Origin of the sequence: Geminocystis herdmanii PCC 6308, assembly GCF_000332235.1 — a bacterium.
Taxonomy (GTDB): domain Bacteria; phylum Cyanobacteriota; class Cyanobacteriia; order Cyanobacteriales; family Cyanobacteriaceae; genus Geminocystis; species Geminocystis herdmanii.
Genome location: NZ_CM001775.1, coordinates 412,299 through 435,264 on the forward strand (window position 1 = coordinate 412,299; position 22,966 = coordinate 435,264).

Sequence of the window (22,966 nt, forward strand, 5' to 3'; positions counted from 1 at the left end):
GCAATTAACAATTAACAATTACTTCTTACTTATTACTCCTTACTCATTCTTAAACAAACATAGAATTAATAATATCCTGATAATGACTGGTGATGACAGGGCGTTTAATTTTTAGGGTTTGTGTCATCATACCATTGTCCATAGAAAAAGGCTCTAAAATGAGCTTAAATGCCCCAATTCGATCATCTGGGCGGTATCCTGCTCTGTTTTTGACTTCACGGGCTAATTCTTGTTTATAAAGGCTTAAAACCTCTTTTGCGTAAAGATCACTATTTTCAATCATATCCATAGTTGCAGAAGCATCAGGAAAAGTTAGATTGAGATTTTGTGATTGCGCCCATTTTTGCAACGCATCGAGATTCGGTACGATTAACGCTCCTAAGTACTTTTGATCTTGTCCTACTACCATAATTTGATCAATGTAAGGACTACGCACACAAGCATCCTCAAGGGGTTGCGGTTCAATGTTTTCACCATTACTTAGTACGATCGTATCCTTTGCCCTGCCGGTGATAACTAAATCATTTTGCGGAGTCACCATACCTAAATCTCCACTGTCAAACCATCCCTCGCTATCGATAGCCTTAGCGGTGGCTTCGGGATTTTTATAGTAACCCTGCATAACTTGAGTGCCTTTGATACATACCAAGCCGATTTTTCCGACGGGTAAGGTTTTCTTGGTTTCCAAATCAATAATTTTGATTTCCGTTTCGGTAATCGGTTGCCCTGACGCTCCAACAATGTTTCTGTGGAGTCTTCGAGCGTTGGTAACGGGGGATGTTTCTGTTAAACCATAGCCCACAATCAAGGGAATACCCACAATTTGAAAGAAGTTATCAATATGTTTAGCTAACGAACCACCGCCACTAATCCAAGTTTTAACACAACCGCCAACGCCGTCTCGTATTTTTTGATACACCAATTTATCCCCTAACTTATGAAGGGGTAATAACAATAAGGCGGTAATTTGGGCGGTGATTTTTTCGATCGAAGAAGGGTTAAGATTATCTAGGGTTAAACCTTGGGCAATTCGGGTAGCGTCCAAATATTTCTGTGATACCGAGAGGAAGAAAGAGACGATTTTTTGTTGATTTTTACTACCATCTCGAAATTGTTTTTGCACTCCCTCATAAATTGATTCCCATAAACGAGGTACACCCACCATAAAATGAGGACGATATTCTTTTAAATCTCCTTTAAAATAGCGAATATTGGTATAAATTAGGGTTGTACCCCGTGACAGTAAGAAATACTCCGCCGCTCTTTCGTAGGAGTGCCAACTCGGCAAAATACTCAAAATTCGATCGCCGGGTAACGGTTTGATTACGGTTTCTAAATAACGCACCTGATGCAATAGGTTACGATGACTTAACATCACTCCTTTGGGTTGTCCTGTTGTGCCTGATGTGTAAATCAAAGTAGCTAAATCATCGATGTCTTGAGATACGGGGGTGAAGGTATTATTTGCCCCTAACTCCATAAACTGTTGAAAATTGTAGATAGGTTGAGCAAATTCCGTTTCTATGGCTTCATCGGATAGTAAAACGATCGATTTTAAGCTAAATTCCTTCAATTCTGGCTCTAATTTTTTGAGGGTAGCCAAATCTTGAATCACAAGGACAGTACTATCACTATGTCCTAAAATATATAATAACTCTTTTCGATCAGCTTGGGACGATCGAACTGCATCCACACACCCATTACGGATTATACCTTGATCTGCCATCAACCAACGGGGGCTATTATCGGCAAACAGGGCGATTTTTTCTCCCGACTCTACCCCTAAAGATTGCAAACCTGACGCAAATTGTTTAATATTTCGATCGACTTCTCGATAATTTAACTCTACTTTCGGTTGACTGTGAGGATCAGACAAAGCGATAATATCCCCAAACTGCGATACTACCAAATCCCATATTTCCCCTAAAGAATTAAGCTGAAAATACTGATTATTAACTTCATTCATGGCTACACTTGTTTTAATAATTTCTTTTTCTTATTATGTCAGTGTAATTTGAATTGAGAAAGAATAGATAGACAGTTTAACAACTGGATGAAGTAATTCTCAATAATTTGTGAAACAATCCCCCTTTAATTCCCTTTGGGGGTTAGGTGGCGAAAATTTGACAACTGATTAGACTTCTAGGAAAAATTAAATTTTGAACGGCTAAAACCATTGTAGAGACATAAAATTTTACGTCTCTACCAGAAATACGATCGATGTCTATTAAGTAAAAAAAATAGTCAGAAAAAATTAAATTTGCACATCAAAAGCTGCTCCCTCTTCCACGAAGGTACGGCTATAAGTTTGATTAATAATAGATCTTTCCCCCTCACCAGCGAATAAATATGTACCGGGGAGATCTTTATTTTGAAAACGATAGATCGTTTGACCTTCTCCGCTACCTGCAGGTAATACATAAAAAGCGAGTCCTTCTTCGACAAAATTACTCTGAGTCCGTTTAACCTTCTGTCTTTCTTCCTCGCCAACATAAAGATATGTACCAGCAAAAACAGTATTTTGAAAGCGATAAATAGGTAATAAATTATCACCCGGCTCGGAAGCGACATTAAAAGCAAATCCTTCTTCTTTAAAAGTGGGGTAATTTCTTAAAATATTTTGTCTTTCTTCTTGCCCTACAAATAAATAACTACCGGGTAACGCTGTATTTTGGAAGCGGTAAATAGGGTTATTTAATGAGTCATTCTGAGCGATATATTCATAACTACCAATATCCACAGTGCCATTGACGATACGACTTGAACCTCTTTGATCTGTAGCACCCACTGGAACTGCAAGGGTATTATCTCCTCGATCGATCGCTCGACTATCTTCTTGTAATCCATAAAAAGGGATTCCCGAACCCGTAGTTTGTAAAGAAGTCAATTTTGGATCAAGAGGATTACTAAAAGTACCCACTAAATTATTTTGAACACCATTAAATAAAATCCCGTTACCATTACCGATGAGATTATTAGAACTATTCACCTCAAAAAAACCTTCAACATCAGCCCCCACACTCACACTATCATCTACAACATTTAGTCGAAGGTTGGAAGCAACTATACTATTTTGCAATATAGCCGGAATGATTGCATTAGTCTCCAGTTGAGCATCGATAAGGATTCCAGAACCGATGGGTGCGGTATTATCTACGATCGTGGAATTGACAATCAGTACTTGCCCACCATCAGATAAGATACCTCCGCCTCCAGCGACATATGTGCCAGTGTCATCTTCTGAACCACTGGAAGCACTGCCCGAAGCCGTTGTGATGTTCCCTGCTATAGTACTATTGTAAATAGTCATTGTACCGATGCCAGAGTTTTGGATACCTCCCCCCCCTTCAATCTTATTGGAGTAAAAAATAGTATTGTTTGCCTCATTATTAATGATACTACTGTTTTTAATAAGTAAAGTACCCTCATTATAAATTCCACCACCATTAATATCAGCAAAATTATCTTCCACCAAGCTATTAGTAATTTCTAATATCCCTTTATTAAAAATTCCCCCACCATTTACCGTCGCCTCTTGGGTTTCTCTATCCCATATCGCGTCATTACTTCTAATAATACTATTGTTTATTTTGGCATTAGCCCCCTCTCCAATTCTGATACCTGCACCAGAAAACGATTCAGGTTCAAGAGTAGAATTGTTATCTTGTCCAAAAGTACCCAACGTCCGACCATTTTGGATGGTGATATTTTGTAGATTTAAAAAACCGCCATTTTTTACATCAAAAATTCGATCGCCCAATTGAGGGGCATTAATAATAGTATTTTCAGGACTATCCCCAATAATTGTGACATTGCTAGTAATGTCTAAATCGCCTGAACGTAGAACAAAATTATCAAACAATCCTAAGTTAGGAGATGATTCTTCTTGAGAACGGAAATCTTCATTACCTTGAATGGTCAGTTCATAAAAACCTTGGGGTACATTAATAATATATTCATTGGATGGATCTCTTTGGGCGATGAGAAGTGCATCTCTGATAGATAAACCATTAGAAGCATTACCGTCATTTTGATCCCTCAAAGTTGTTACGGTCAAGTAAACTTGCGTTCTAGTACTGTTCATATCTTGTAAAATAAACGAGTTTCGTTCTACAAAATCATCTGTGAGAAAAGTACTAAATGTTGTGCCAAAATTATTTACAGTACTTTCAAATCGAGATTGTATCGCATTTATATCAATAACGCTCATAATTTTTACCCCTCTATCTATAATCTATAATAGTCGTTTCTAATCCTTAATTAAATGTTATAGTCTCAAGGCATTTTTGTAACAATTTTTTGAATACTCTCAATATTTATTAATAGAAACTTCCCATAGTATTTTTATAACTTTTGATAATAACTTTGATGGGTATATTTAATTTTCAATTTTCAATTTTCAATTCTCCATTATCCTAAATATTTTTGAACAACACTCCAACCGCTTAAACCAACCAATAAAAGAGCAAAAAATAAAGCGATATTCACCCTCACATGAAGAAGTCTTGCCCAAGGTTTTGTTGGATGTATGTTCATCGAACTCCATGCAGAGATTAAGGCTAAACTCACAATAACTAATCCAGCGACTAAATGCCATGAGTGTCCTAGACTACCATAATGCCCGATCGTACCTAGTAAACCGATGGACAATAATAATAGAATCAAGATTACCATAATAATCCCGATCGAGCGATGAAAAGGTCTTAACCATTTTTTCGGAGGGGTTTTATCCTGACGAATTTTAAATAACAAAGTACCTGATACGCCTAAAGTAAGATAACACACGATCGTGAATCCCATAGACCAAGCAGCGATTTTCCATAACCACAAAAAAGACGGTAAATTCATAATAGTACAACAGGTTCGATCGAACAATTTATGGATGAAGATAAAAGACAAGAATTAAGGAGAGAAATGTTAAAATTTACACAGAAATATAATTAAAATGAACGGAGTATAGAAAATTGGAACGTCAAGCAACCACCAGTATATCTAATTTGATAGCGGGAATTTTAGCCGCCTTATTAGTATTTGTCGGTTTTAACTCATTTATTATCATCAACCCCGGACAAGCTGGAGTATTAAGTATCTTAGGAAAAGCCCAAGATGGTGCATTATTGGAGGGCATCCATTTTAAACCTCCCATTGTTTCCAACGTTGATGTTTATGATGTCACCGTGCAGAAATTTGAAGTACCTGCCCAAAGTTCTACCAAAGATTTACAAGATTTAAGTGCTAGTTTTGCCATTAACTTTCGTCTTGATCCTTTAAAAGTAGTCGAAATTAGGAGGACTCAAGGAACTTTACAAAATATTGTAGCAAAAATTATCGCTCCTCAAACCCAAGAATCTTTTAAAGTGGCGGCTGCTAAACGTACCGTAGAGGAAGCCATTACTAAACGTACCGAATTAAAAGATGATTTTGATAACGCCCTTAATTCTCGTTTAGATAAGTATGGTATTATTGTATTGGATACCAGTGTAGTTGATTTGACTTTTTCCCCTGAATTTGCTAGGGCGGTAGAAGAAAAACAAATTGCTGAACAACGGGCGCAACGAGGAGTATATATTGCCCAAGAAGCCGAGCAACAGGCACAAGCAGACATTAACCGAGCTATCGGTAAAGCCGAAGCTCAAAGATTACTAGCCGAAACTTTAAGCGCTCAAGGAGGAATCCTCGTACTACAGAAAGAGGCGATCGAAGCATGGAGAGAAGGAGGCTCACAAATGCCGAAAGTTTTGATTAGTAGTGGTAATAGTGCTAATGGAAATATTCCCTTTATCTTTAATATGAGTGATTTGGAAAAATAGAGATTATTGATTTTTTCGTAGGGGTTGAATAATATTCAACCCTTATTTAATGGATTTTTGCAGATGTCAATTAAAATCCCTTATCATCGCTTTTTCCAGCATGATATAAAGCCAATTGATAGTATTTTTTAGCATGATTAATTAAATCTTCGGCTTCTTCCTCCCCAACTTCCCTAAGTTTTTTGGCAGGAATACCTACCATCAACGATCGAGCAGGAACATTTTTTGTTACAACACAACCTGCCCCAATAATTGAGCCTTCCCCTACCGTAACACCATCCAGCACGATCGCACCAATGCCGATTAAACAACCTCGTTGAATGTGAGCCGAATGAACTACCGCTTTATGTCCGATCGTCACATAATCTGCTAAGATTGTTGGCTTATGAGGATCACCGTGTAATACTGCACCATCTTGAATATTAGTATAAGCCCCGATGATAATTTTTTCCACATCCCCTCTGACTACGGCATTATACCAAATACTTGAGCCAGTGCCAATTTTCACATCCCCCATAATAGAGGCATTCTCCGCAATAAAAGCACATTCAGGAAAATCAATATTTTTTAATAATTTCATCTTTTTAGGGGTTTTAACCCTTATTCTATAAAATACGATCGATTATAGGAACTTGATATAATAATCCACCGTGTAATCAATTATACATCTAATAGATACCGTTTTTATAAATTGAACTCAATTTCCACCAAAAATATCACGGTTTTTAATAATATAGGTTCGATCGCTTTTTACTCAAATAATTATATTACTTACCTAATTTTTCTTTAATAGCTTGTTTCATAACTTTAATATTTTCTGGATTATTGGGACAAGGAAAACTTTGAGAAGATTCCTGTTGTTGTAAACGATCGACTAAATTATAAAAAGCCTCTTTATCGTTACTATGCTCTAAAACATATTTTCGCAACTCAGTTGTAGTTAAGTTAGTTAATTCAACTTTACTCATAAAAACCTCCAGTTTCCATTCAATTCAATAGCGACTTCAATTTCTTCACCAGCTAAGATAATTAATCGTTGATCTCTTTCATCTAATCTTACTAAATAAATAGGAATGTATAATTCTGTTAAATCAAGACACAATTGAACGCAACTAATACATTGATTTGTGGTAGGAAAAATAAAAATACCTCCTATTATTCTAAATTAGTGATTAAATGATAATCTATTTTGTTAAAGTTAATATCCAGCTTTTGGATAGGGTTCGATCGATTTTCAATATTGTAATATACGGCATTACTCTTATTCTTTATATTCCTAATTGTGATTAAATAATGGTACTCGATAGTAATATCGAACTTTAAAAGTAAGTTTTATCAAATAATAATTGATATTGTTAAAAATTGATGAAAAAACCAGAAGAACTACTGAATCGAATTACTGTAAATTCCGAAATAATGACAGGCAAACCAGTCATTAAAGGGACAAGACTAACCGTTGATTATATTCTTAATCTATTAGCTTATGGTTCAACAGTACAAGAAATATTAGAAGAATATGAAGGATTAACTAGGGATGATATTCAAGCCTGTTTACTGTTTGCCAGTAAAACTTTAGAAAATACTGAATTTATGCCGTTAATAGAAGTTGCCTAAATGCGTTTTTTAGTAGATGAATGTACTGGGAGTGGCGTAGCTAAATGGCTACGGAGTCTAGGCTATGAAGTTTTTTCTGTTTTTGATGAAGCGAGAGGAATTAGTGACGAACAAATCATCCAAAAAGTATGGATTGAGAATTGGATTTTAATTACTAATGATAAGGATTTTGGAGAAAAAATATATAAAGAAAAACGATCCCACAAAGGAGTTATTTTATTACGTTTACAGGATCAAAGATCATTAATTAAAATCGAAATTTTAGAAAAATTGTTAAGAAAATACTGCAATCAATTACCAGATAATTATGTTGTTGTCAGCGAAACAAAAATTAGATTCGCCCGTAAACCTCAAGATTTTTAATGAGCTACGATCAACTTTTCATGTGGGGTTCGATCGAATCATCATCTTAGGGCTTCCATGATAGTTTTATTATAAATAACTCGCCCTACGGTAGTGTAGATATACTGAGTAATTCGTTCCCCTTGAGCAGTTTCTCGGACTTTTCGATCGAGATAATACTTCCAGATACTACCATCGCTTAAAGTTTCTTCTTTTTGTAATTCGTTACCATCTTTACCGCTATCTATTTCTCCGTCAAAACGTACCCAGATTTTAGGGTGTAAATGGTGGGCATTGCCCACCCTACTTATATGAAATATTCTTTTAAAAAATCCTTACGTTTACGTAATTTAGTTAAGGCTTCCCTTTCGATTTCTCTAACTCTTTCACGAGAAATACTGAGAATTTCACCAATTTTGGAAAGGGTTAAGGGTTTACCATCATCTAAGCCATAGCGTAATCTAATTACATCTTGTTGTTGTTGGGTTAACTCCGACATCATGCGGTTTAAATCAAATTGAAGACATGAATAATCGGTGTAATCATCAGGAGATTGACTTTTATCTTCTAATAATTCCCCTAATTCTCCCAATTCATTACCATTATTATCTACTATTGTCAAGTTTAGGGATAAAGGTTGACGAGCTTTATCTAAATATTCTCTTACTTGATCTGGTGTTAATTCTAGGGCTTCTGATAACTCTGAGATCGAAACGGGTCCCCCTTTTTCCTCGCATAATTTTCTTTCAGTTTGACGAATTTTATTTAATTTCTCAGTAAAGTGTAACGGTAAACGAATAGCTCGGCTTTTCTCTGCGATCGCACGAGTGATAGCTTGACGAATCCACCAGTAAGCGTATGTAGAAAAACGGTAGTAGCCTTTACAGGGATCAAATTTTTCGACACCTCTTTGCAGTCCGATTGCTCCTTCTTGGATTAAGTCTAATAAATCAAAGTTGTCTGTGTAATATTTTTTAGCGATGGAGAGGACTAAACGTAAATTAGCTTCCACCATTTTACGCTTGGCTTTTTCCCCTTGACTAATTTTAATATCAAGATTTTTTTCAGAGATTTTAGCCTCCGTTGCCCATTCAGCTTTGGTGGGTTCACGATATAATTTTTTCTTTAAACTTTCTCTTTTTTTCTCAAGTACGACTAACTCCTGAATCTGTTTAGCTAAAATAATTTCTTCCTCTATGGTTAACAGAGGAATTCTGCTTATTTCCTTCAGATACACAAGTAAGCTAATGGGATAAATACTTTCATTGTAATTACTTGTATTATTTGTCGAACTTCTTGGTTCATAAATATAATATTGATAATTATGATAAATAAAATATTCATCCTGACTAAAAGTATCATTATTTTGGCTATAATTTCCTGAATTAGTTGAAGATATTTTTCCGTGACTGCCGATTGATTCTTTCGCAGAATCAGAATTAGAACTAATTTTGTTTTCCCATTCACGGGAGGATGATATTGAGGTTGTTTTGACTGACTCTTGATGATTCTTCTGAGATTGATTATAAGAATTATTAGATTTAATTTCCTGCGAATCATTAGGTGACAATTTAGATTGTATTTTTGACGATTCTGGAATATTTATTTCTTTTTTATCAGAAGACTTATTTTTATCTATGTTTATCTTGTCAATATAGATTGATTTTTTCTCTTTTTCCTGAAAAATAGGCATTGGTATTGCCATCTGCAAAACCTTAATTTCTGCCTCAATAGATTTCGTAATATTATCTAAAGTGACAGTTACTTTGACACGATATGAACCTTTTTTATAGTGGAAAGAATCAATTTTTAAACAACCATCTTCATCAATTTTCCCCATAGTGGTTTCCCACTTTATATCCTTTTTATTGATGAATAATTTATCTTTTAATTGATCAAAAATATTAAGAGTAAATTGTTGTGAATTACCCGGATATAGAGAAATTTTATCGGGAGTAATAGTCAAATTATTTAAAATTCTTGGCTTAACTTCTACCTGAGAAACAGCAGTTAAATAACCCAGTTTTGCTTGAACATTAATAAATTTACTACCAATAATAGACTTTTCAAGAGATAAATTACCATCATTGATTATTATGTCTGTAACTTCCCATTGAACCAAATTATTATCAATAGCAATAATCTCATAATTTTGATCCAAACCGATTACATTTAACTCGGTATTACTTCCCGCAATAATAGAAGCAGAATAGGGAGTAATTACGATATGATGCACAACAGGCAAAACTAAAATTTCTGCGGAAGCATTGACATAACTATTGGCTTGATTTAAGCAAAAATTACCTACCGATGAAAAAAACTTAGCAACTTTGTTTTGTACATTTTCAAAAATCCAATCTAACAAACCTTTATTTATATCATCACTGTATAAATTATTAAAAACAATTTGATTCTCGTTATTATTATTAATTTTACTGTCAAAATCTGACGATGAAGGAGAAAGGAAAGATTGATTTACAGTTGAAGATGTAGGAGATAATTGAGGAAAATTTGCCCCATTTAATAAAAACTCAATAATTTCTAAAATATGAGAATTATAAGAAATTGCCCAACCTAATAGCTTCATTCCTACCCCTGCATTGAAGAAAATATTACGAGTAGTTTTATTATATTTAGGGCTATTATTAGAAGTAACAATTACCTGATATTTTCCCTTATCAAAATAATTAGCTTCATACAATCCATTTTGATTAATTTTTCCTCCATCACTCTCCCAAGTAAGTAAACCAGCATCTATTTTTTGATTATATTGATCATATCCTTGAACAGTAAATTGCTGAGTCTCTTCAGGATATAATGACACAGAATTAGGCTCAATTTCTAAACGTCTTAAAACAGGTAAAATTGTTACCACTGTTTCTGTTGTTAAACCATCACATTTAGCGGTTATTTTTACTTCTTTTTTCTGATAACCAGCCGTAAAAATTCCTCTATTATTTATCTTGCCACCAAGTCCGCAACGCCACTTAATGTTATTAACATTTATGGAGTTATTTTTTTGATCAAATCCTTGTACAATAAATTGATATTCTTCTTCGGGATGTAGGCTAATATTTTGAGGAAAAATGTTAAAACTGGTGATTATTGAAGGAATATAAACCTTTGCTTGAGCGGTAAAATTTTCTACTTTAGCAGTTATATAATAATTACCTTGTTGATCTTCTTCGGCATTATATAAACCAGAATTATCTATATATCCTTCATCGACATTCCATTGAATATTATCGATATTATGATCGATCGAAATTCTCTCATTTCTTTGATCTAATCCTATCACAGAAAATTGATAATTTGTATTTGGTTTTATGGAGATATATTCAGGACTAATTTTTATTTTAGTTAGTCTCGATCGATCTCTAATTGTGAGGATAGTAGATGATTTAATTTCCCCTGATTTTGCGGTTATTTTTACTTCATTTTCATAGCTTAATCCTTGATAATAACCATCATTATTAATGATACCTTCTTCAGCATACCATTCAAGATTATTTAAGGGAAATTTTCGATGAAATTGATCAAATCCTTTGGCACTAAATTGAATACTTTGATGGGGTTCTATGGTACGATAATTAGGACTAATTTCGATCGAACATAAAATAGGTAATAACTTAATTGTCACCGAATCTGTAACGTTATTTAACCTTGCAGTAATAACGGCTTCTTCTTGAAGATTACCTGTAAAAATACCATTATTGCTTATTTCTCCACCTCGATCGCAAGTCCATTTTACCTCGATCGATGACATTTTTTCGCCTGCTTGATCAAAGGCTTCGACATTAAATTGATAGGGTTTATTTGGTTCTAATCTTAACTCATTAGGACTAATTTTTAACGTTGTTAATCTTGGGGGTATATTAATCTCAATAGTGGCAGTTTTATTATAATCATTAGCAATAGCTTTTATGGTATATTTTCCTTTAGCTTTTGCATCAAAAACTAACCTATTTTGTCCATCAATATAATAATCTTTATCGGTACTCCAAGTAATATTTTTTAGTGGTAAATTATAGCCTAATTGATCTTTACTGATAATATTTAATTGACAAATTTTTATAGATTTATTTTTTGCATTATTTGACTCACTAATTTTAAATGTTTCTAAAATTGGCTTGATAATATTAATCTGAACTTCTGTCTTAATATTCTCAACTGAAGCGATAATTATAGCGGTTTTTTCCTCATTTCCTGCTGTAAATTTACCCTGAAGATCGATCGATCCTCCTTCTTTAACTTCCCATTTTATATCTTTAAGTTTTACTTCTCTATTTTCAATATCAAATCCTTGAATTTTTAATTGATTGACATTATTGAATGTTAATTTTTCAAGATTTTCACTGATTACTAATCTATGAATTTTTTTCCTATTTTCACTACGAATAACAAAAAATATTAATATTCCAATTAAGCCAATAATACTGACACCCAATATCAAAAATATTTTCAAAATTATACCAATCATAATTTTTATTCCATGACATTATTTAGCTGAGTACAAATACTTATTTAATACTTAACTAACAAATTAATACCATTATAATATTATGAAAAATAGTCTTAATAAATTAAGTTGTAATATTTATTAATAATTAGCAGTCAATCATTTTTGTTTAACAGTATTTCATAACAATTCTCATTATTTCAAATACAAAAAAAAGACTAGCTAAGTGCTAATCTTGTAAAATAATGAACTCGCCGTCAAGCTAAAAAAACCAGCCGTAGGAGTGTAAACCCTTACCTAAGAGATTGACTCCTAAATAACAAACCCACACTACAACAAAACCACTAGCGGCTAAAAGTGCCGGTTTTCTACCTTGCCAACCTTTAGTAATGCGCGCGTGTAAGTATGCGGCAAATACTAGCCATGTAATTAACGCCCATGTTTCTTTGGGATCCCAACTCCAGTATGATCCCCATGCTTCATTCGCCCATACACCTCCAGAGATAATACCAATCGTAAGTAAAGGAAACCCTAAACCAATGATGCGATAACTGATGTTGTCGAGGGTATCAATTAAACTGAGTCTTTCTGGAGATAAAGAGATAACTTCGGCAACGGGTTGAGTTAAAACGGCGGTATTACCTGAAGATGTATCAATATCTAAATTGACGGATTCACTGTTATAGTTAAGGTTAAACTTTTTAACATTGCGGTAAGCACCCGTACCAACAGAACTTCCTCTTAATTGAATCTCCTTACCTTGAGTCAGAATTAAGAATGCGATCGCAATCAAAGAACCTACCATCAAAGCGGAATAACTAAACATCATCACACTAACGTGCATCATCAACCAATTAGATTTCAAGGCAGGTACAAGAGGTTCGCTGTGTTGCATTTCTGAAGGTAAAGACAAGGCGGCAAAAGCAGTAATTCCCATCGCCACAGGAGCGGTAACGACTCCCACAAGACGACTACTGCTCATATTTTCAGCGATGAGATGTACAGCAGTGATACCCCAAGTTAAGAAAAACAAAGACTCGTAAAGATTACTTAAGGGGAAATATCCCCCTTCAATCCAACGGGCAATTAATAAGGTTGCAATGGCAAAATTAGCAATAATCATTCCCGTTGTGCCAATTTTAGGTAAGATACTCAGGTTAGGAAACGCCGCCCCCACCCAGTAGCATAACATCGTAAAAAAAAGGACAGCGAAGGAAATATTATCTAAAGTATTTTGTAAATTAACTAAATCCATAGGTTTTTTTATAATTGATCATTGATGGATAATTGCTTATCTTGATCAAATATACAATTAATTCACATCAAAAAGGCACTGTGACTAAAGGTAAAACTTGTTTAATTTTATTTATCTCTGTTTTTTATTCAGCAACCTTTTCCACTTTTTCTAGTTGCCAAAGAATTTGATTCCCTTCTCGTCTTACTCTTGATACGATCCAGTTACGCCATGACCATTCTTCTCCCCTACTGGTGACAGCGCTGGCGTTTATATCCATTAAATCAGCTAATTCCGAACTGGTGATCAAGTAACCATTGCTAGAAATTTCTTCCGCAATATGTAAAGTATCGATCGTATTTTTAAGTTGTTTGACTCTTTCATCACGATTTAGAGATTGTTCTTCAATACTATTAGTCAGAGATTCATTCATAATTTTTAATTAGTAATATTCGTTACAATCTAGTTTTTTTTCTTTATTTATCTATCTATAATAATAGATTTTACTAAATAAATACCTACTTTATCTATAAATCATATCTATATTCATCAATTTTAGCTATTAAAGTACAAAATTATTTTTTAGTATCTAGTACTTATATTTGTTTAATATTTTTTGATAAAGATAATGTAAAGTTAAGATAAAGTTCCGTAATTATGCTTAAATATTACTTTATAACTATTTTAAGATTATTTTTTTTATAGCTTTAACTGTGATATTTGTTCGTACTGTTCTTGAAACTGAATAGAGAGAGAATTACAAACTAAATCACATAATTCAAAAATGAAAGGATTACTAATTTGATAATAAACATTAATTCCTTTTTGAGTACGGCTAACAATTCCTACTTGTGCTAACATCTTTAGGTGTTTAGATACGTTAGCTTGTCCTAATTTTGTTTCTTCAATAATTTCTGAGACATTTTTTTCACCATTTCTCAAACAACAAACTATATTTAATCGGCTACTTTCCGATAAGACTTTAAAAAAATCTGCTACTAACCCTAAAGCTGAGGGAGGCATTTTTGCCATTAAACACTCTTGAGAAGATGGAAGATAATCACTTTTTTCGATCGTTTTTAAATTTAGATTATTCATACTCTAAATATATTGGTTCATCTATAGAATTAATACCATATTATTATAGAGTAAATTATTATTTTCATTACTTAAACCATTGATAAATAGTCACACTCAATAATAAGACAACTAAGACAAAAATTAACCAGTCTCCCCATTTCACATAAGGGGTAATGGTATCTCGGCGATAAATTTCTCCTGCGTAGGTTTGATATTTATTTATATCTGAAATCCAGATAGTGTTACCATGAGGATCAACAATACCACTGTAACCAGTATTGGTAGCCCTTGCCATCCATCTATCAGTTTCGATCGATCTCATGACATCTTGAGCGTGGTGTTGTTCGGGCATGGTATCGTCATAATGGGCATTATTAGACGCTGTAATAATAAATTCTCCTCCTTTTAAAGCCTGATAACGGAAGATTTCCGAGAAGGCAGAGTCATAACAAATTCCTACAATAGCTTTACCAAAAGGAGTGTTTAAAAGTTGTTCTTTTTTTCCTGCCATTAATTCTGTATCGAGGGGAGAAAGTCGCCTAATTAGATTACCAAAAACAGCACGAAAAGGGATATATTCTCCTAAAGGTACTAATTTTATTTTGTCATATTTACTAATAACTTTTCCTTCATCATTAAGACTGAATAAACTATTAGTATATCTATTTTGATCAATTCGATCGAATCCTCCTAATAATAAAGGAATTTTTTTTACTTGAATCGCCTCCGCAATCGCACTATTTTTCACTATATCTTCATAAAAAAATGGTAACGCTGTCTCAGGAGTTAAAATTATATCTACTCCTTTTTCCGCTAAATAATTATAGCCTTTAGTATAGTTAATAAATGCAGTTTTAAATCCCGAATCATAGAGTTTAATTTCATTGGGAATATTTCCTTGAATAATTCCTATTTTAATCTTATTTTCAGCTCGATCGACTATTTTTTCTTGATACATTAGATAACCGATACTATGGGATATAATAACAATTATTAACCCATAACTAATAAATTTATAACCCTTATTCTCCTTTAATATTAAGATGATATTCTCAGCAAATAAACCATTAACTAAAACAATAATGGCGGTGATAATAGTTGTACCTGATAACTTTAATAACTGTAAAATAGCTAAATTATAAGGACTCTGGGTAAAAGATAAAGAAGTCCACCAAAGAGGGCTAAAACTCCAAATTTTTTCTAGTAAACACCAAATAGTTACCCCATAAATAAGATTAATTATCGGTGAGTTATTTTGTTTAACTATTCTTGTCAAAATACTCCCCCATAAAGTAACTAAAATTGCTCCCCATAAAGTGATAAAAAACCAACAAAATATCGCAATTATTAAACTGTTAAACCATGATACCCCCATCCATGTCATGGGATGAATTCCCGTAATCCAAAATAAGGCGAATCCGTGATAACCTAATCCCCAACAAAAACTACTTAATATCGCTGTTAAATTCGATCGATATAACGACATCCATAGAGGAATTAATGCTATCCATGCTAACAAATAAAAGTTGGTTGGGGCAACGCTTAACCCCATTAATAAACCGCCAAGAAAACAAAATATTATATTTCTTAAAGAGCTTTTTTTTGTATAATTTATTAAAAAATTAAACATCATTTATTTCCATTTTTTGTGTTGTTATATTATATAATAAAAATGTCACGCAAAGACGCAAAGACGCAAAGAAATAAAGCCTTTAAGAAAAATACAAGGACGCAAAAAAAAGTGTCAAGTAATTTTCATTCTTGATTATTGTTAAGAAAATATTAAGACTTCTCTCTTTTCTTCTTTAAGATTATATATTTTGGTAATAATATTTCCTATTATCAATTCTCAATTCTCAATTCTCAATTCTCCATTCTCAATTCTCCATTCTCAATTCTCCATTCTCAATTCTCAATTCTCCATTATCCATTATCTATTATCCATTAATTATGCTAGATACCCTTGATTTAAGTCTCTCTTTAGATAAAGAAACCTATCGCCTCAAAATAGAAGATTTAATGCGAGAATTACGATCGTTACAGAATATATGTTGGTTAGAAAAATTACCCATAGTCGTAGTTTTAGAAGGATGGGCGGCAGCAGGAAAAGGCTCATTAGTTAAACAAATGACTAATTATATGGACCCTAGGGGTTTTACAGTACATCCGATCTTATCTCCTTCCCCCGATGAGCAAAAATTTCCCTTCCTGTGGCGTTTTTGGCAAAAATTACCCCCCAAAGGCAGTATCGGTATTTTCTATCATAGTTGGTACACTCATCTTTTAGAAGATCGACTATTTCATAGAATTAATGGGCAAAATGTACCTTTAATTATGAGAGATATTAATGCTTTTGAACGGCATTTGGTAGAAGATGGCGCCGTAGTCGCAAAATTTTGGCTTCATTTGAGTAAAAAAGAGTTAAAAAATCGTCTCAAAGAATACGAAAAAGATGAGTTTGAGTCGTGGCGAGTCAGAAAAGAAGACTGGCAACAAGCAAAAAACTATGACGATTATCAAAGTTTGGCGGAGGAAATGCTTATCTATACTAGCAGTGGTTTCGCCCCTTGGGTATTGGTGGAAGCAGATTGTCAACGGTGGGCGAGATATAAGGTATTAACTCAGTTAGTGGCAACTATTCGAGAGGCTTTGGCAAAACGAGAAATCACCGTCAAAAGTCCTTCTTTACCCCCTCAAACTGAATTATTACCTACCGAAGCTGATTATCTCGCACAAACAGATTTAACTATTCATTTACCTAAAGATGAGTATCGAGTTAACCTCAAACAAGCTCAAATGCAGTTGCGCAAATTGCAAAAAGACATTTTTGAGAAAAATATCGGCGTATTGCTTTTATTTGAAGGTTGGGATGCCGCCGGAAAAGGTGGCGCTATTAAACGCATTACGGATATTTTAGACCCTCGTAGTTATCAAGTCCATGCTTTTGCCGCCCCAACGGAAGAAGAATTATCTCATCATTATCTGTGGCGTTTTTGGAGACAGTTAACTCCTACAGGCAAAATCGGTATTTTCGATCGAACTTGGTATGGTAGAGTATTAGTGGAAAGAATCGAAGGCTTTGCCACCGAAACAGAATGGAGACGTGCCTACCGAGAAATCAACGAATTTGAAGCTCAATTAAACAGTGCTAATTACATTGTGCTTAAATTTTGGTTACATATCAGCCCCGATGAGCAATTAAGACGTTTTGAAGCTCGAAAAGAAGACTCCTATAAGAGTTATAAACTTACTGATGAAGATTGGCGTAACCGTGAAAAATGGCATTTATACGATGTCGCCGTTAATCAAATGATGGCGCGTACAAATACCCCTCAATGTCAATGGACAGTTGTACCCGGTAATGATAAATATTATGCTAGAGTGTTTGTTTTAGAAACCATCATCAACGCCATTAAAAACAAGATTGGTAATTAACTCAGCATGACAATTGAAATCAATTTTTCTAAAAAATATCATAGTTTTTCCTAATAAAAAAGGGGTTTAAAACTCCCCTAATTTATAGCTAAATAAAATTAAAATATGGAAAAGTTTACTAAAAATATATTAAATAAATTATCACTAAATTATCTTAAACATAAACTTTAAGCTACTGCTAAATCAGAAGAATTTGTTTTATCCTCATTCTCGATCGTACCATTGTTTTCGCTTTCATCAGATTTTTCCTCACTTACCGATAATTGCTGACAAGGAATCGTATCCGATAAAATTGCACTAGCCATCATACCCGAATGAATCTCTAATAATGCCTCTGGTAAAGCCTCAAACACTAATCTTTGCCCCGGAAATACCACCCTTTCAAAATACCAATTACTAATATTTGTTATCCTAGCAATTTGAATTTGACTTGTCGCATTAACATAACAGCATAAAATAGCATCATTTTCATTATGAGGAATTGCATCTAATATTTGAGCCATGATAATAAGGGATTTTAAATTTTAGGTTTATATTTACACCATATAAGCTAACATTCCTTGATCCCAATTAGTTGTAAATATGATTACCAATTTCATTTTATTTCCTTTTTTATCTTTTTTTTACCATCATTAAAGCAAAATATTAAGAAAATATTAAGATTTTTTTGTTAAATTAATAACATTTAGCCTGTTTTTTTGTTTTTTTATTACTATCATAATCAATTCGTTATTACTTGTTTTTTGCGTGGATCAAAAATAGCTAATGATCTATAAATTAAATGACTGACTCTAGGTGGAAAAATCGCTCGGAGAATCGGCACTGCAACGGCTAAATATTGCCATAGAGGAAGATTCAACATTTGACAACCTTTCCACCCAATTTTTGCTTGATCTATGGCATGATTTAAACGTTGTTTCTTATGACTATCCGATGAAAAACGGTAATAGATCAAAGGTTCAGAAAAATTAGTAAATTTGAGTCCTCGTTTTGCACATCTAAACCATAAATCATACGAAATCTTATTACCATCTGGACTCCAACGGGGATGTAAATCGGTTCTTTCTTCTCCATCATACCGCCAAGGAGCAAGAAAACGACCTAGAAGAGTTAGTTTTTCATTCTGACGATCGAACAATAGTAAGTGTCTTTGTCTGCGTCTATCAGGATAACTGTCCGTAATAATCCAACGACGATCGGGCGAAAAAGAAGGATGTCCATCTCCTAAAATATCTAATACATCCTTACCAATAACTTCTAAACTACCATTCGTTACATTAATTCGATAATATCGATCGCCTTCCGAAGAATGCCTTGCCCAAACTAACAAATGATCTTCATCCTCCCAAGAATAGTGAGACACCATTCGATCGTCTAATAAAATCTTCAGAGAAATATTACTAGAATTAACAACATAAAGACGGGAAAATTTCCCCACTTTTCCCAACCAACGGTGCATAAACACAAAACGAGTTCCTAAAGGAGAATAAAGAATATGATTAACCTTATGTTCAGCGCCTTCCATTTCAGGACGAGGTTGAATATTGATCAACTCACTCAACGAAATAATTAATTCGCCATTTCCAGAGTTTAAATCTACTTCCCAAATACCATCTTTATCTAAAGGTTGAACTGGAGAAAAATTTTTAACCTCCATTTTGTAACCATAGTCAGGTCTTAATTTATCTAGTCGTTTATAATTGAGGGTTAACGCTTTATAACCTTGAGGATTAACTACTTGAATCGGAAAAGGTAATTCTTGACAATCTCCCTGAGAATCAACCCATATCGAAACTAGATTTTTATTGCTAACACTATTAAAAACTAATATACCCGGGGTATTATCGGGAGTCCATTGAGTCATAGCTCCCTGTTGAAAGTTCCACGCTTCAGTTTTGCCAATTATTTGGCATTCTTGATTAGAGTAACGAATAATCTGAAGATTTTGTCCGCCTTCCCAACGATGAACTAAAAAATCACTCATATCCTTTGCCCAAGGAGATTTATCATAGTAACCAAAAAACTCATGAACATTCCCTCCAGAGTTTGCAGGATAACCTGACGCATCTTGAATTGAAACATCAGGATGAACATAATATTCAAATCCTTTTTCTCGATAAAGAACATAATTGAGTTTTAAATAAGCCAATTTCAAGTTCGATCGAATTTGAGGAGACGCATCTAAAATTTTTCCTATATAACGTTCCGTTTTATTATAATTTGTTTTCATGATAATTTCTATCTAATTTTAGATTTAAGGCTTATCGATTTATTGTGCAAGTCTCTCTGGAAGAAACATTATCTTAAGAATAATAGAATTTAAGCATTGACAAAAATCATATAATATGGGTACGACTTTTCCAATATTATATGATCATTTCTAGTATTAGTTTTCTATGATTATCAGATATTTTTTACTTCATACTAATTGACTCAAATTTTACTAAGTACTCAGGCAAAATTAATTGTATATTAGCGATCAATTCAACCCCATTGTTATCAGAGGTTTAAGAAAAATAAAATGCACAATTAATTTTACTCACTCACTTATCTTACTTTGTTGACTAACAATAAAATTTGTTCATAATATTTTCTATATATCAATTTATTAAGTAAATATTTAAGGAAAAATTTTAAAATAGTTAAGTATTTTCTAAAGATAAAATGTTCTGGATTATACATTTTTAACAAATCAATTTGTTCTTGCCACTGAGTTTGAATAATTTTTATATTATTAGCCTTATTTGATATGCCTCCTAACTCAAAATTACATATCACTATATCAATCATTTCAAAATTTCTATGAGATTTTAAATACCTTAATTTATACTCAGCATCACCGAAAATTCGGAATTTAGTATCATATAAATTAGATTGATAAAAACAACGGGGGAAAAAAATTGATTGATGATTAGGTAAATATTTTTTACTCCAAATATCGGCTTGTTCGGGAGAAGATATATTTAAAGGGGGGAATAGCCAGTTACTATTTATTCCTTTAACCTTTGCCCTACCAAAGTAAGCCTTATTCTGGTCTTTGATTTCTTCAACTACTTTAGTTAATACAAAATTATCAACAAAAGTATCTCCAGCATTTAAGAAAATAACGAAATCTCCATGAGTATATTTTAAACCCTTATTCATTGCATCATAAATACCATTATCAGGCTCACTTAAATAATAAGATATATGCTGTTCATTTTGCTTTATAACATCAAGTGTTTTATCTCCAGAAGCACCATCAATAACAATATATTCAATATTTTGATAAATTTGATTTTTAACTGTAGTTAAAGTGTCTGTCAAGCCTTTAGGATTGTTGTATACTACAGTAATAATTGTTATTAGATAATGTTTTTTCATAAAAATTCACTGAATGTAGTTTTATTACAAAAAAAGTTTTAGCTGATCAAAAAAATCTCTAAAACTTTTAGATCACTAATTTATCATAGACCACAGAAATTGTATATAATCAACTAAATTTTTTCCCAGAGGATTTCCTTCCCATAGTAGGGATGTATTTTGAAGTGAGCTGAAAATCGTTTGGTATAAAAAATACAAAATTTTAGTAAAAATTGCAACAAAAATAAGAAAAGAAAAAATGTTTGGTCTATCAATTTGCTGTTTTGAATCCAATAAAATAGTGTAAAAAAAGCCAGATAAACCACTCAAAAAGACTGTTAATCTTCCAAAAGCTGGAATAAAGGTATAGAATGAAATTAAACTAACAAGAGAAAATACAAACATAACAGACCAAATAAAAGAAGATACTTTTTCATCTTTTGGATGTATTAAAATAATTGAAGGAAGCAGTATAAGTATATCAAAGATTGTTCTTTTCCAAAGGCCTTCGTTCAGTCCCAATGTAAAATCATCACCTCTATTAACGTATAATAGAAACTTGTAAGAAAATACTGGTAATAGTTGATTGAGAAAAGAAAAGTTTTGTAAAGCGACAAAAAGGATAGGAAGAACGGTTAAAACTATTAGAAAAAATAGATAAATAAATATTTTTTTTCTAAAAAAATTATTGATAATTTTCCTAAATTTTCTAATTAACTTAAAAGGTGATTTTTTTGTTTCTTGATTATTTATTAAAGGGATAAAAATCATACCGATCACAATAAACAGTAAAGAGCTACTGTGAGTTAAAATAGCTAATGTGGAAAACACTAACTTTTTCCATAGACGAATAGTATAAATAAAAATAACCAAAAAAATAAAAGCGTAAAACTGTCTCATCAAAAATAATTGCATGAAGTAATGTGAAGAAGTAATGTTCAACAACATAATTGTGGGATAGTATGATGGCATAAATCTTATGGCAATGAGTATAAATGCTAAATTAATTGTCAAAGCTTGAACTAAAATAAAATGATTTTCGTTAGCATCGAATAGTGTTTTAATTAAATTAGGAATGATAAAAGTTATTGGTTCCATATTTCTGGACTCCATATACTTGAATAAAGGTAAATTTCCAAGGTTATTATAAATATTTAAATATACTTGCAAATCACTTGTTACTTCATATGTGGACGCATAAATAGTAATAGTAAAAAGTACTAAAAAAATAGTAAAAAAATTACCATTTAAGAAACTTTGTTTTTGCTTTTTTGTCATAACTCGCTTAGAAACATTCACTTGTGCAAACATTAATAGTGGAATTATTCCTAGTATTGGAGATAATATCCATAAGCCTAATCCAAAAAAGAAAATAGTATATTTTACTTTATTTAAAGAATTAAATACTTTATGGAAAAAATTGTATTTTTCTGTTTGATAATAGTTATAATCACTCATGATTACTTCTTTCTCGTAGTATATTAATCCATTTTGCCTTTTCATTTAGTTATTCCTGATTATTAAACAAATTTTCTAAGCCGAAGATATTTTGAACATCTAATAACATTTTTCTTTTCCAGAACTTCTAACAAAAGTAAAACGGTTTCTATATGAGTCGATAGAATCAATATTTAAAAAGGGTGTGGCTCT

The 22,966-nt window shown here is 32.7% G+C and carries 20 protein-coding genes; 4 read left to right on the plus strand and 16 right to left on the minus strand.

Going from position 1 to position 22,966, the window contains the following annotated elements; all coding sequences use genetic code 11:
• Nucleotides 1-49: 49 nt before the first annotated feature.
• From SYN6308_RS02150 to SYN6308_RS02160, 3 genes are all read right to left on the minus strand, one after another.
• Entirely contained in the window at nt 50-1,966 is a 1,917-nt protein-coding gene (locus SYN6308_RS02150) for an AMP-dependent synthetase/ligase (protein ID WP_017292788.1), read from the minus strand.
• Nucleotides 1,967-2,254: 288 nt separating this feature from the next.
• Nucleotides 2,255-4,210, minus strand: coding sequence for a choice-of-anchor Q domain-containing protein (locus tag SYN6308_RS23210; protein ID WP_017292789.1), 1,956 nt, complete (start codon nt 4,208-4,210; stop codon nt 2,255-2,257).
• Between the two features lie 200 nt (nt 4,211-4,410).
• A complete protein-coding gene (locus tag SYN6308_RS02160; RefSeq protein ID WP_017292790.1) occupies nt 4,411-4,848 on the minus strand; it encodes a DUF4079 domain-containing protein in 438 nt (145 codons plus the stop codon).
• A gap of 116 nt (nt 4,849-4,964) precedes the next feature.
• Here SYN6308_RS02160 and SYN6308_RS02165 point away from each other — a divergent pair, with 116 nt between their 5' ends.
• The gene (locus SYN6308_RS02165) at nt 4,965-5,810 is read left to right on the plus strand and encodes a prohibitin family protein (protein WP_017292791.1); all 846 of its coding nucleotides are present in this window, start codon (nt 4,965-4,967) and stop codon (nt 5,808-5,810) included.
• A gap of 70 nt (nt 5,811-5,880) precedes the next feature.
• On the opposite strand, the gene SYN6308_RS02170 is transcribed toward SYN6308_RS02165, so the two are convergent.
• From SYN6308_RS02170 to SYN6308_RS25950, 3 genes are all read right to left on the minus strand, one after another.
• Nucleotides 5,881-6,390 (minus strand): gamma carbonic anhydrase family protein, encoded by a 510-nt coding sequence (locus SYN6308_RS02170; RefSeq protein WP_017292792.1) that lies wholly within the window; start codon nt 6,388-6,390, stop codon nt 5,881-5,883.
• A 187-nt stretch (nt 6,391-6,577) separates the two neighbouring features.
• Complete coding sequence (locus SYN6308_RS02175) at nt 6,578-6,778, minus strand: DUF6887 family protein (RefSeq protein WP_017292793.1); 201 nt, start codon at nt 6,776-6,778, stop codon at nt 6,578-6,580.
• Nucleotides 6,775-6,969: a DUF6888 family protein gene (locus SYN6308_RS25950; RefSeq protein ID WP_390091410.1), complete on the minus strand. Its 195-nt coding sequence runs from the start codon at nt 6,967-6,969 to the stop codon at nt 6,775-6,777. Before SYN6308_RS25950 ends, SYN6308_RS02175 begins: the two co-directional genes overlap by 4 nt.
• A gap of 206 nt (nt 6,970-7,175) precedes the next feature.
• Here SYN6308_RS25950 and SYN6308_RS02185 point away from each other — a divergent pair, with 206 nt between their 5' ends.
• Nucleotides 7,176-7,424 carry a DUF433 domain-containing protein gene (locus SYN6308_RS02185; RefSeq protein WP_017292795.1) on the plus strand — a complete coding sequence of 83 codons (249 nt, stop codon included), beginning with the start codon at nt 7,176-7,178 and terminating at the stop codon, nt 7,422-7,424.
• Entirely contained in the window at nt 7,425-7,787 is a 363-nt protein-coding gene (locus SYN6308_RS02190; RefSeq protein ID WP_017292796.1) for a DUF5615 family PIN-like protein, read from the plus strand.
• A 41-nt stretch (nt 7,788-7,828) separates the two neighbouring features.
• On the opposite strand, the gene SYN6308_RS02195 is transcribed toward SYN6308_RS02190, so the two are convergent.
• The 6 genes from SYN6308_RS02195 to lnt all read right to left on the minus strand — a co-directional run bounded on the left by SYN6308_RS02195 (nt 7,829) and on the right by lnt (nt 16,169).
• Nucleotides 7,829-8,068, minus strand: coding sequence for a hypothetical protein (locus SYN6308_RS02195; protein ID WP_017292797.1), 240 nt, complete (start codon nt 8,066-8,068; stop codon nt 7,829-7,831).
• Nucleotides 8,069-8,073: 5 nt separating this feature from the next.
• A complete protein-coding gene (locus tag SYN6308_RS02200; RefSeq protein ID WP_026101869.1) occupies nt 8,074-9,024 on the minus strand; it encodes an RNA polymerase sigma factor, RpoD/SigA family in 951 nt (316 codons plus the stop codon).
• A 3,463-nt stretch (nt 9,025-12,487) separates the two neighbouring features.
• Nucleotides 12,488-13,480: a c-type cytochrome biogenesis protein CcsB gene (gene ccsB / locus SYN6308_RS02205; RefSeq protein ID WP_017292799.1), complete on the minus strand. Its 993-nt coding sequence runs from the start codon at nt 13,478-13,480 to the stop codon at nt 12,488-12,490.
• A 124-nt stretch (nt 13,481-13,604) separates the two neighbouring features.
• On the minus strand, nt 13,605-13,892 hold the full coding sequence (locus SYN6308_RS02210) for a hypothetical protein (RefSeq protein ID WP_017292800.1): 288 nt from the start codon (nt 13,890-13,892) through the stop codon (nt 13,605-13,607).
• A 266-nt stretch (nt 13,893-14,158) separates the two neighbouring features.
• Complete coding sequence (locus tag SYN6308_RS02215; RefSeq protein WP_017292801.1) at nt 14,159-14,557, minus strand: ArsR/SmtB family transcription factor; 399 nt, start codon at nt 14,555-14,557, stop codon at nt 14,159-14,161.
• Nucleotides 14,558-14,624: 67 nt separating this feature from the next.
• Nucleotides 14,625-16,169, minus strand: coding sequence for an apolipoprotein N-acyltransferase (gene lnt / locus SYN6308_RS02220; protein WP_017292802.1), 1,545 nt, complete (start codon nt 16,167-16,169; stop codon nt 14,625-14,627).
• Between the two features lie 320 nt (nt 16,170-16,489).
• Here lnt and pap point away from each other — a divergent pair, with 320 nt between their 5' ends.
• The gene (gene pap / locus SYN6308_RS02225; protein ID WP_017292803.1) at nt 16,490-17,974 is read left to right on the plus strand and encodes a polyphosphate:AMP phosphotransferase; all 1,485 of its coding nucleotides are present in this window, start codon (nt 16,490-16,492) and stop codon (nt 17,972-17,974) included.
• Nucleotides 17,975-18,141: 167 nt separating this feature from the next.
• Here the strand turns inward: pap and SYN6308_RS02230 are convergent, their stop codons facing one another.
• From SYN6308_RS02230 to SYN6308_RS02245, 4 genes are all read right to left on the minus strand, one after another.
• Nucleotides 18,142-18,477 (minus strand): DUF1830 domain-containing protein, encoded by a 336-nt coding sequence (locus SYN6308_RS02230; RefSeq protein ID WP_017292804.1) that lies wholly within the window; start codon nt 18,475-18,477, stop codon nt 18,142-18,144.
• Between the two features lie 218 nt (nt 18,478-18,695).
• Entirely contained in the window at nt 18,696-20,204 is a 1,509-nt protein-coding gene (locus SYN6308_RS21505; RefSeq protein ID WP_017292805.1) for a TolB family protein, read from the minus strand.
• A 317-nt stretch (nt 20,205-20,521) separates the two neighbouring features.
• Nucleotides 20,522-21,337: a glycosyltransferase family 2 protein gene (locus SYN6308_RS23215; protein WP_017292806.1), complete on the minus strand. Its 816-nt coding sequence runs from the start codon at nt 21,335-21,337 to the stop codon at nt 20,522-20,524.
• Between the two features lie 75 nt (nt 21,338-21,412).
• Nucleotides 21,413-22,819 (minus strand): EpsG family protein, encoded by a 1,407-nt coding sequence (locus tag SYN6308_RS02245; protein WP_017292807.1) that lies wholly within the window; start codon nt 22,817-22,819, stop codon nt 21,413-21,415.
• Nucleotides 22,820-22,966 lie beyond the last annotated feature (147 nt).